Annotated in this window: 10 protein-coding genes and 1 pseudogene; 1 reads left to right on the top strand and 10 read right to left on the bottom strand. The window is 65.1% G+C overall.

Annotation, left to right across the window (positions count from 1 at the left end; all coding sequences use genetic code 11):
• Positions 1 to 471: 471 nt before the first annotated feature.
• A complete protein-coding gene (locus WC739_RS21790; RefSeq protein WP_372955068.1) occupies positions 472 to 1248 on the bottom strand; it encodes an HpcH/HpaI aldolase/citrate lyase family protein in 777 nt (258 codons plus the stop codon).
• A 122-nt stretch (positions 1249 to 1370) separates the two neighbouring features.
• Here WC739_RS21790 and WC739_RS21785 point away from each other — a divergent pair, with 122 nt between their 5' ends.
• Positions 1371 to 2462 carry an LLM class flavin-dependent oxidoreductase gene (locus tag WC739_RS21785; RefSeq protein ID WP_372955067.1) on the top strand — a complete coding sequence of 364 codons (1092 nt, stop codon included), beginning with the start codon at positions 1371 to 1373 and terminating at the stop codon, positions 2460 to 2462.
• A gap of 5 nt (positions 2463 to 2467) precedes the next feature.
• Here WC739_RS21785 and WC739_RS21780 read toward each other — a convergent pair whose 3' ends face one another.
• The 9 genes and pseudogenes from WC739_RS21780 to WC739_RS21740 all read right to left on the bottom strand — a co-directional run.
• A complete protein-coding gene (locus tag WC739_RS21780) occupies positions 2468 to 2863 on the bottom strand; it encodes a RidA family protein (protein WP_372955066.1) in 396 nt (131 codons plus the stop codon).
• Positions 2864 to 2926: 63 nt separating this feature from the next.
• Entirely contained in the window at positions 2927 to 4075 is a 1149-nt protein-coding gene (locus tag WC739_RS21775; RefSeq protein WP_372955065.1) for an acyl-CoA dehydrogenase family protein, read from the bottom strand.
• A 210-nt stretch (positions 4076 to 4285) separates the two neighbouring features.
• Entirely contained in the window at positions 4286 to 5098 is an 813-nt protein-coding gene (locus WC739_RS21770; protein ID WP_372955064.1) for an enoyl-CoA hydratase family protein, read from the bottom strand.
• The gene (locus WC739_RS21765) at positions 5095 to 5565 is read right to left on the bottom strand and encodes a MarR family winged helix-turn-helix transcriptional regulator (RefSeq protein WP_372955063.1); all 471 of its coding nucleotides are present in this window, start codon (positions 5563 to 5565) and stop codon (positions 5095 to 5097) included. The genes WC739_RS21770 and WC739_RS21765 overlap by 4 nt, the downstream gene beginning before the upstream one ends.
• The gene (locus tag WC739_RS21760) at positions 5559 to 6317 is read right to left on the bottom strand and encodes an SDR family NAD(P)-dependent oxidoreductase (RefSeq protein WP_372955062.1); all 759 of its coding nucleotides are present in this window, start codon (positions 6315 to 6317) and stop codon (positions 5559 to 5561) included. The genes WC739_RS21765 and WC739_RS21760 overlap by 7 nt, the downstream gene beginning before the upstream one ends.
• 394 nt (positions 6318 to 6711) lie before the next feature.
• The gene (locus tag WC739_RS21755; RefSeq protein WP_372955061.1) at positions 6712 to 9006 is read right to left on the bottom strand and encodes a bifunctional salicylyl-CoA 5-hydroxylase/oxidoreductase; all 2295 of its coding nucleotides are present in this window, start codon (positions 9004 to 9006) and stop codon (positions 6712 to 6714) included.
• A 141-nt stretch (positions 9007 to 9147) separates the two neighbouring features.
• Complete coding sequence (locus WC739_RS21750) at positions 9148 to 9747, bottom strand: VOC family protein (RefSeq protein ID WP_372955060.1); 600 nt, start codon at positions 9745 to 9747, stop codon at positions 9148 to 9150.
• A gap of 76 nt (positions 9748 to 9823) precedes the next feature.
• The gene (locus tag WC739_RS21745) at positions 9824 to 10660 is read right to left on the bottom strand and encodes an ATP-binding cassette domain-containing protein (protein WP_372955059.1); all 837 of its coding nucleotides are present in this window, start codon (positions 10658 to 10660) and stop codon (positions 9824 to 9826) included.
• Positions 10653 to 10973: pseudogene (locus WC739_RS21740) on the bottom strand (ABC transporter ATP-binding protein); the annotation flags it as partial. The pseudogene WC739_RS21740 and the gene WC739_RS21745, both read right to left, overlap by 8 nt.

Here is a 10973-nt window from a genome sequence, read left to right as displayed (position 1 = left end):
GGCGGCAAAGGCGGAGGCCGGTCCGGCGGCGATGCCGATCGCGGCGGCGAGAAGCATGAGATTGCGACGGGTCAGGTTCATTGGTGTTCCCTCTGGGGTGTTCCCTCTGGTTGTTGATCGGGCGGGGGTCGGTCCCGCACGGTTTCTTGCCGTCCCGCTTGGGAGCGGGACGTCAATTCATGGCGGCGACCATGCGCGCGCGATTGTCGATGTTTGCGGGATGCGAGCCGCGGATCCGCGCGCGCATGCCATCGAGTGCATGGCGGCCGCTGGACGGCGACTGGGGCAGCATGACGACAAGGACTGAACCCTCTTTGATCCCACCCGGTGCAGCGATGGACGGCAGCAAGCCAATGAAGCGCGGCCGTTGCCATCGACCCTGGAATGCTTATCCAAAGCGCGGCGCTTTTCAAGGCGAAAGTTTTAAGCTTAAAAAGTTTGACGATTTGCCTCCGTCCACGCCTGCCGACGTCATCCGCGCTCCTCTTGGGCCAGTTCGCCGCGTGCGGCCGTACAGTTGGCCGCTGCGCCGGCGCCAAGGAACATCGTGTCGCTGGCCAGCACGAAGAAGCTTGCGCCGATCGCCGCCCATCGGCTGACCGTCTGCGGGCTGGCGCAAAATATGCCTGATATCTTGTCGTGCGCGATCGTCACGCCGATGATCGCCCGGATTGCCGCGTCGAGCCTGTCGGCGGCCCCGGGGCCGATCGCATCGATCGACACCGATAGATCGCCGGGGCCGACGAAGATGACGTCCACGCCATCGACGGCCGCGATCTCGTCGATGTTGGCGAGACCTTGTGATGTCTCGACCTGGACCGCGACGACGATTCTGTCATTGGCGCCGGCAAGATATTGGGGAATGCGGTAGCCATAGCCGGCGGCGCGACCAGGCCCGACGCCGCGCTCGCCCTGCGGCGGATACCGAGAGGCCCGCACCGCCGCCTGCGCCTGGGCGGCGGTCGACACGCGCGGCACCAGCACACCTTGCGCGCCGCTGTCCAACGCCGCCTGGATCGCTTCCGGTCCATGGCCGGGAACGCGCACCATGGCCGGCACGCGATGCACGTCGGCCGCGCGCACCATGGTCTCGATCATGTCGCGCGAGATCTGCGCATGCTCCCAGTCGATGCACAGGAAATCGAGGCCGGACTGGGCCATCACCTCGACCGCGACCGGATGCGGAATGGCGGCGAAGGAACCAACGAGGTTCGTCTTGCCGATGCATTTCTGGCGGAACTCGTTCATGTCCATTCCTTTTCTCCTGCGCACCGAATTCATACCGGCAAACTCTGGCGCGACGAAGCTGTTTCATGCTTGAAATATTTTCGCGGGACCGTAGCGTGCGATCTTCGCCGGGAGGTCGCGACGTGAACAAACCCCATCCCTTGCACGGCCCGAACAAACTGAAGCTCGGCGTCTTTTCGACCAATGCCGATGGCGGGCTTGCCATCACGGATGTGCCGGAGCGCTGGACGGCAAGCTGGCAGGACAATCTGACGGCGGCCCAGATCGCCGATCGCGCCGGCCTGGAGTTCATGCTGCCGATCGCGCGCTGGCGCGGTTTTGGCGGCCGCAACAAGGTGCGCGAATGGTCGTTCGAGACGTTCACCTGGGCTGCGGCGCTCAGCATGGCAACCGAACGCATCGGCCTGTTCATGACCGTGCATGTGCCGCTGGTGCACCCGCTCTATGCCGCCAAGGCGCTGGCGACGGTCGACCATATCAGCCAGGGCCGCGCCGGCCTCAACATCGTCTGCGGCTGGAATCCGAAGGAGTTCGGCATGTTCGGCACGCCTTTGGTCGAGAAGGGCTACGACCAGGCGGACGAATGGATCGAGATCCTCGAAAAGCTCTATGCCTCGGCCGAGCCGCTCGACTATGAAGGCACCTATTACCGTCTCAAGGAAGCCGTCAGCCGGCCGGCCAGTTTGCAGCTTCCGCGCCCGGTGACGATGAACGCCGCTTTCGGCGGCCCGGGTCGCGACTTCGCCGCCGCCAGATGCGATTACCTGTTCACGACGTTTTCCGAGATGGATGATGCCGGCAAGCATGTCGCCGATATCAAAGAGCGCGCCGAAAAGGCCGGCCGCGATGTCGGCGTCTACACGGTGGCGCATGTTGTCTGCCGCCCGACCATGGAAGAGGCGCGTGCCTATTATGATCGCTACGCCGTCGGCATGGCCGACCATGAGGCGGTCGATGCCCATATGGCGGGCAAGAAGGAATTCTCGCAGTCGCACGACCCGCACGCCTATGACCGCTACCGCCAGCGTTTCGCCGGTGGCGCCGGCACGTACCCGCTCGTCGGCACGCCGGAAACGATCGCCGCCGACATGGCCGCCATCGCCGGGCATGGCTACCAGGGCATCGCGCTGTCCTTCGTCAACTACACGCAGGAGCTGCCCTATTTCTGCGACCACGTGCTGCCGATTTTGAGGAAGGCTAGCCTGCGCAAATAGCCTGATTATTCCGGGATGACGGCGGTGGCCTGGATTTCCACCTTGGCGCGGTCTTCGATCAGCGCCACCACCTGCATGGCGGCCATAGCCGGGAAGTGCCGGCCGATCACTTCGCGATAGGCCTCGCCGATACCCCTGAGGTTGGCGAGATATTCGGCCTTGTCGGTGAAATACCACGTCATCGAGGTGATATGCCGGGGCTCGGCGCCCGCTTCTGCCAGCACCGCCACGATGTTCTCCAGTGTCTGTTTCACCTGGCCGACAAAGTCGTCGGTTTCGAATTGGCACTGCCCGTTCCAGCCGACCTGGCCGCCGACAAAGACAAGCTGGCCACGCGCCGCGACGCCGTTGGCGTAGCCGACAGGTTTTGCCCAGCCTTCCGGCTGCAGGATCATGTGCATTCAGGACCTCCCGGTCGTCCAAAAACCAATTTGTAAAATCGTGTCCGCGTCAAATTTCATCCGTCAGGCTGCGCCCATGACTTGCCGCGCGATCACCACTTTCTGCACGTCCGAAGCCCCCTCGTAGATGCGCAGTGCGCGGATTTCGCGATACAGGCTCTCGACGATATGGCCCTTGCGCACGCCGTCGCCGCCATGCAGTTGCACCGCTTTGTCGATCACCTCCTGCGCCTTGTCGGTGGCGAACAGCTTGGCCATCGCCGCTTCGCGGGTGACGCGCGCCGCTCCCATGTCCTTGGTCCAGGCCGCGCGGTAGACCAACAGCGCCGCCGCATCGACGTCGATCGCCATGTCGGCGATATGGCCCTGCACCATCTGCAATTCGGCCATCGGCGCGCCGAACAATCTGCGCTCGGCCACCCTCTTGATGCTTTCATCCAGTGCGCGGCGGGCAAAGCCGAGCGCTGCCGCGCCGACGGTCGAGCGGAACACGTCGAGCACCGACATGGCGATGCGGAAACCGTCGCCGGCCTTGCCGATGAGCGCCGATGCGGGCAGCCGGACTTGGTCGAAGGAGAGCCGCGCCAGCGGATGCGGCGCGATCACTTCCAACCGTTCGGCGATGCCAAGCCCCTTGGCGTCGCCGGGCACGAGGAAGGCGGATAGCCCCTTGGCGCCCGGCGCCTCGCCGGTGCGGGCAAAGACGACGTACATGTCGGCGATGCCGCCATTGGAGATCCAGGTCTTCTCGCCGGACAGGACATAGCTGTCGCCGTCGCGGGTCGCCGTCATCTCGGTGTTGGCGACATCCGATCCCGAGCGCGGTTCCGACAGTGCAAAGGCGGAAATCGCTTCGCCGGCGCGCGTTTTCGCCAGCCATTGCTGCTGCTCGGGCGTGCCGAACAGGCTGAGCGCGCCGGTGCCGAGCCCTTGCATGGCGAAGGCGAAATCGGCGAGCCCGTCATGGCGTGCGAGCGTCTCGCGCGTGATGCACAAAGTGCGCACGTCGAGCGGTCCGGGATTGTCGGTGTCGAGCGCAGTCGGCTTCAGCCAGCCGTCCCGGCCGAGTTTTTGCACCAGCTCGCGGCAGGCGGCATCGACATCGTGATGGTCGACGGGGAGATTTGTCGCACACCACGATTCCAGCCTTTCGGCCAGTTCGCGATGGCGGTCCTCGAAGAATGGCCAAGTGAGGAAGGAGCGGTCAGGCATGAAAGTAACCTTCCGCGTGTTGGTGCGAGGCACCCCCCTCTGTCCTGCCGGACATCTCCCCCGCAAGGGGGGAGATTGGCAGCCTTGCCGACGGCTTCGAACTGGCAATTTTGTAGATTGGCGAAAACAAAACGCGCAGCCGATCTCCCCCCTTGCGGGGGAGATGGCCGGCAGGCCAGAGGGGGGTGCCTGGGCGAAAGCCGTTCATCCTCAATTCCCCTCGAACACCGGCTTTTCCTTGGCCACGAAGGCCTTGTAGGCGCGCTCGAAGTCGCGTGTCTGCATGCAGATCGCCTGCGCCTGGGCTTCGGCCTCGATCGCCTGGTCGAGGCCCATCGACCATTCCTGGTTGAGCTGCGTCTTGGTGATGCCATGCGCGAAGGTCGGCCCGGAGACGATGCGTGCCGCCATGTCGAGCGCGTCGGCCTCCAGCGAGGCGGCGTCGACCAGCCGGTTGTAGAATCCCCAGCGCTCGCCTTCCGCTGCCGTCATGGTACGCCCGGTATAGAGCAGTTCGGCGGCACGGCCCTGGCCGATGATGCGTGGCAGGATCGCGCAGGCGCCCATGTCGCAGCCGGCGAGACCGACGCGCGTGAACAGGAACGCGGTCTTCGCTTCCGGCGTGGCGATGCGGATATCGGAGCTCATGGCGATAATGGCGCCGGCGCCGACCGCGACGCCGTCGACAGCCGCGATGATCGGCTTGCCGCAGTTCAGCATCGCCTTGACGAAATCGCCGGTCATGCGGGTGAAGGTGAGAAGCTCCTTCATGTCCATCTTGACCAGCGGCCCGATAATGTCATGGACATCCCCGCCCGAGCAGAAATTGCCGCCATTGGACAGGAACACCACGGCGTCGACATCGTCGGCATAGACGAGGTCGCGGAACGTGTCGCGCAGCTCCGCATAGCTGTCGAAGGTCAGCGGGTTCTTGCGCTCGGGACGATCGAGCCGGACCTTCGCGATCCTGCCCTCGACTTCCCACAGGAAATGCTTCGGCTGGAGACTGGCCATCTTGGTCATTCGCGTCCCTCCCAGTTGCTGCGGAACGAGGTCAGCATGCCGGTCAGCCGGCGCGCGTCGTCCTCGCTGACCTTGGCCAGCAATTCACCGATCCAGCCCTCATGAGCGGCGGCGATGACGGCGAAGGACTTCGAGCCTTCGTCGGTCAGCCGCACCATCGAGGTGCGGCGGTCGCCATTGCGGCGCGCCCGCGCCACCAGTCCCTCCGAAACCAGGCGGTCGACAATGCCGGTGACGTTGCCGTTCGACACCAACAGGAAGCGCGACAGGTCGCTCATCAGCATGCCTTCCGGCGCGCGATAGAGCGCCGCCATCACGTCGAAACGCGGCAGGGTCGTGTTGAATTCCTTCTTCAGCCGCTCGCGCAGTTCTGCCTCGACCGTGCGCGAGACGCGCAACAGCCTGATCCACAGGCGCAGCCGGTCCTTGCCGGGTCCCGATGGCGCGGGCAGGGGGCCGGCTACCATGTTTCGCCTCCCGAGACGGAGATCGCCTGTCCGGTGATCGATTGCGCTGCCTCGCCGCACAGCCAGAGCACGGTGGCGGCGATTTCCTGCGGCTGGATGAAGCGGCCCTGCGGGTTGGTCGAGGCGAGGCTTGATCGCGCCTGCTCCACCGATCGGCCGGTCTTTTCGATGATGCGCTGGACGGATTCCTCCAGCATATCGGTCTCGACGAATCCAGGGCATACGGCGTTGACGGTGACGCCTGATTTGGCGGTCTCGGCGGCCAGCGCCCGCATCAGCCCGACGACGCCATGCTTGGCGGCGACATAAGGCGCGACATAGGCGTAGCCCTTCAGCCCGGCCGTGGAGGCGATGAACACGATCCGCCCCGCCTTGCGCCCGGTCATGCCGGCCAGCGCCGGCTTCACCGTCAGGAAGGCGCCGGTCAAATTGACGTCGAGCGTGCGTTGCCAGTCGGCCAGCGTCGTCTTGTGCGTCGGCGCGCTGCCCGCCATGCCGGCATTGGCGACGACGATGTCGAACGGCCCGCGCACTGCCTCGGCCGTCTCGTAAAGGGACGTCATTGCCGGCTCATTGGTGACATCGGCGGCGATACCGAAGATGCGGTCGCTTTCGGCGGCTACCTTCGCGAGTTCGGCCTCACGGCGGCCGCAGATGGTGACGTCGATGCCGGCCCCCGCCAGCGTCAGCGCGATCGCCCGGCCAACCCCGGAGCCGCCGCCGGTGACCAGTGCATGCATGCGGGGGATCATGCCGCCATCCTCGAAACCTGGCGCTGCCCCTCACCCTTACGCAAGATCGACGCCATGGCATGCACAGACCTTCGGTAACTGGCCAGACTGATTGGCCTGATGCCGGGTTGCCAAGTGGTTCCCCCAATCCGTCGCTGCTTCGCAGCGCCACCTTTCCCCCCTCCGGAGGGAAAGGATGGGAGCCTTATGTGACGAGCATCGGCGGCAAGGGGCTGGGGCCCTTCCTCTCCCCCGTCGATCGGGGGAGAGGTGTCGCTGCAAAGCAGCGACGGAGTGGGGGTCGACCAGCCCAGCGCGAGACAATGAATGCGCCAAGCTGCCCTGCATATCATTGCGGGGAGAAGGTGCCGGCAGGCGGATGAGGGGCGGCGCTGACGCGGCAAACGAAACGCGCTCATACTTTCAGCCCCGCCGCCGCATCACGCTCGGCCAGCCGGTAGAGCTGGTCGCGCCCGGGCAGATAGGGATCGGGCCATTTGACGCCGCGATCACCGAGCGTGACCGCCGCATGCAGTGTCCAGTAGGGATCGGCAAGATGTGGCCGTGCCAGCGCCACAAGGTCGGCGCGGCCGGCCATCAGGATCGAATTGACATGGTCGGGCTCGTAAATGTTGCCGACCGCCATCGTCGCCATCCCGACCTCGTTGCGGATACGGTCCGAAAACGGCGTCTGGAACATGCGGCCATAGACCGGCTTGGCCAGTGCCGATGTCTGGCCGGCCGAGACGTCGCAGATGTCGACGCCGGCTTCATGCAACAGCTTGGCGATCTCGACCGCATCGCCGGGCGTCACGCCTTCGATGCCGACCCAGTCATTGGCCGAAATGCGCATCGAGATCGGCTTTCCCTGCGGCCAGGCGGCGCGCACCGCTCGGAAGATCTCGAGGGGGTAGCGCATGCGGTTTTCCAGCGAGCCGCCATACGCGTCGGTGCGCCGGTTGGTGACCGGCGTGATGAAGGACGACAGGAGATAGCCATGCGCGGCGTGTATCTCGAGCATGTCGAAGCCGCACCGGTCGGCCATCTCGGCCGAGGCCACGAATTGCTCGCGCACCAGATCCATGTCGGCGCGGTCCATCGCCTTCGGCACCTGGTTCTGCGGTGACCACGCCACGGCTGAGGCCGCCATCACAGGCCAGTTGCCCGAGGCCAGGGGCACGTCGGTGCCTTCCCAGCCGAGGCGGGTCGAGCCCTTGGCGCCGGAATGGCCGATCTGCGCGCAGATCTTCGCCTCGGTCTCGGCATGGACGAAATCGACGAGCCGCCTCCACGCCACTTCATGTTCGGGCGCGTAGAAGCCCGGGCATCCCGGGGTGATCCGGCCCTCGGGACTGACGCAGGTCATCTCGATATAGACCAGCCCGGCGCCGCCCTTGGCCCGCTCTGCATAATGCGCGAAATGCCAGTCGGTGGGGCAGCCGTCGACGGCCTTGTATTGCGCCATCGGCGAGACGACGACGCGGTTCTCGAGCCTCATGTCGCGCAGCTTGAAAGGCGCGAACATCGGCGCGCGGCGCAGGCTGTTGTCGCCCGCGCCCGCCTGCCGCTGGAACCACTCTTCCGCCTCGCCCAGCCATTCGGCATCGCGTAGCCTCAAATTCTCGTGGCTGATGCGCTGCGAGCGGGTCAGCAGCGAATAGTTGAACTGCACCGGATCGAGGCCGAGATAGCGCTCGACCTCCTCGAACCATTCCAGCGAGTTTCGCGCCGCCGATTGCAGCTTCAGCACCTCGGTGCGGCGGGCATCTTCGTATTTGCGGAAGGCGGCCTCGAGGTCCGGTTCCGTCTCGACATACTCGGCCAGCGCCACGGCGCTTTCCAGGGCGAGCTTGGTGCCGGAGCCGATCGAGAAATGCGCCGACGCCGCCGCATCGCCCATCAGCGCCAGGTTCTTGTACGACCAGCGCTCGCACAGCACGCGCGGGAAATTGATCCATGCCGAGCCACGGATGTGGTTGGCATTGGTCATCAGCGCGTGGCCGCCGAGATGCCTGGCGAAGATGCGCTCGCAGGTGGCGATCGATTGCTGCTGCGTCATCGTGCCGAAGCCGAAGGCGGCCCAGGTCTGTTCGCTGCACTCGACGATGAAGGTCGCGGTTTCGCTGTCGAACTGGTAGGCGTGCGCCCACACCCAGCCATGCTCGGTCTTCTCGAAGATGAAGGTGAAGGCGTCGTCGAATTTCTGGTTGGTGCCGAGCCAGACGAACTTGCATTTGCGGGTGTCGATATCGGGCTTGAAGATATCGACGAAGGTGTTGCGCGCCCGGGAGTTCAGCCCATCGGCAGCAACGACCAGATCATGCGTCTCCATGTAGGGGCGGGGGTCGGCGATGTCGGTCTCGAACATCAGCTTGACGCCGAGTTCGCGGGCGCGGCGCTGCAGCAGGATGAGCAGCCGCTTGCGGCCGATGCCGCAGAAGCCGTGGCCGGACGAGACCGTGCGCACGCCGTCATGGATGACGGCGATGTCGTCCCAATAGGCGAAATGCTTCTTGATCCAGACGGCGCTGACCGGATCATTTTTGGCGAGGTTTTCGAGCGTCTCGGCCGACAGCACGACGCCCCAGCCGAACGTGTCGTCGGCGCGGTTGCGCTCGAACACCGTCACGTCATGCGCGGCGTCCCGCAGCTTCATCGAGATGGCGAAGTAGAGGCCGGCTGGTCCGCCGCCGAGAACCGCAACCTTCATCCGTGCGATCTCCTCTTCGCTTGCTTCGTCTCGACTATCGCGCCGGCGGCAAGATATTTCAAGCTTAAAGTTTCCTTTGGAGCATGGTGGGTGCGTCGGCAGGCGCGCTTGCGGATCGTCCGCAAGCGCGCCATGGCGAGATCACTTTTCCGGGTTCTTCGGGCTCCACAGCACGGTGTCGGCGCCCTTCTCGTAGGCCATGCCGTCCGGATAGCTTATGGCTTCCAACTGCAGGCCCCACGGCGCCTGGAAGTAGAGGATGGTCTGGCCGGCGGCGGGGCCCTCCTTGACCGGCAACGGACCCATCCTCGTCTTGACGCCCTTGGCGTCGAGATAGGCCTTGGCCGCCGCGACATCGTCGACATAGAAGGCGATGTGGAAGCCGCCGATATCGCTGTTCTTGGGCTTCAGGTCCTTCTGGTCGGGCGCGGTGTATTTGAACAGCTCGATGTTCGATCCATAGCCGCAGCGAACCATGGTGACCTGCTCGATGACCGCCTTCGGATCGACGCCCAGAAGATCCTGCATGAAGGTGCCCTTGTCGTCGGCGAAGGGGCCGAACGACATCGCCTTCTTGCAGCCGACAACTTCAGTGAAGAAGTCGACCGCCTGCTTCATGTCGGGAACGGTGATGCCGGTGTGATCGTGCCCACGCATTCCGGGGATAGAATCCGCCGAGGCGCTGCCGGCACTGCCAAGGATAGCGGCGGCCAGCGTTGCATTACGAAGTATCGTTCTCATGTCAGTCCTCTCCATTGGCGGGACCATGTCGTTGGGGTCGCACGTCCGAGGCCCGCGTCCCGGCGCGCGTATGGGTTTACGGCGGCGCCTTGTCGGCGGACGGAATGGCCAGCCAGCCGGCGTCGATCTCCGGCAGGGGAATGGCCGCGATGAGGTCCCGCGTGTAGCCCTGTCGTGGGTTTTCGAACAACGCATCGGTGGCGCTGGCCTCGACGATCATGCCTTCGCGCATGACGATCACTTGCCGGCACAGCCGCCGGATCACCGACAGATCGTGGCTGATGAAGGCGACCGTCAGGCCCATCTCCGCCGCCAGCTTTTCCAGCAGAGTCAGGATCTGTGCCTGCGTCGACACGTCGAGCCCGGAGACGATCTCGTCGGCCAGCACGAATTTCGGCGACAGCGCCAGCGCCCGCGCGATGCCGACGCGCTGGCGCTGGCCGCCCGACAGTTCGTGGCGATAGCGGTTGGCGAAACTCTGCGGCAGGCCGACGCGCTGCAGCGCCTCGGCGACGCGCGCCTTGAGATTGTCACCCAAGCCGTTCTGCTTGAGGGGCGCCGCTATGATGCTGGCAATGGTGCGACGCGGGTTGAGCGACGACATCGGATCCTGGAAGATCATCTGCAGGTCGCGCCGCAACGGCCGCAGCTCCGCCTCGGCAAGATGGGTAATGTCGCGACCGTCGAAGGTTATGCTTCCGGCGCTCGGCTCCAGCAGCCGCACGAGGGCGCGGCCGAGCGTCGATTTTCCCGACCCCGACTCGCCGACGATGCCGGTCACCGACCCCTTCGGCAGGTCGAAATCCAGGCCTTTCAGGATTTCGGCCAATGGCGCGCGGCCGATGAACGGCTTGCGCGTCATGTCGGGCAGCGCGACCTTCAGCCCCCGTACGGAAAACAACGGCTCAGCCATGCGGCCGCCTCCAGGCGTGATCGGCGGAGGCGATCTCGGCGGCGAGCCCGGCCAGCACGGCTTCGTCCACCGGTTTCAGCGAGGCGAAGGGATCGGTATAGCGCGGCGTCGCCGCCATCAGCGCTCTGGTGTAGGGGTGCTGCGGCGCGGAGAACAGAGCGGCCGTGTCGGCCTCTTCCACCACCTTGCCGGCATAGAGCACCGAGACCTTCTGGCTGATCTTGGCGACGACGCCGAGATCATGGGTGACGAACAGGATCGCGGTGCCATGCTCACGCTGCAGTTGCGCGATCAGCCGCAGGATCTGCTTCTG

Source organism: Mesorhizobium sp. (assembly GCF_041661565.1).
In the GTDB taxonomy this organism is placed as follows: domain Bacteria; phylum Pseudomonadota; class Alphaproteobacteria; order Rhizobiales; family Rhizobiaceae; genus Mesorhizobium.
The sequence above is the reverse complement of the archived record's forward strand: the minus strand, read 5'-3'. Positions and strand labels throughout refer to the sequence as shown.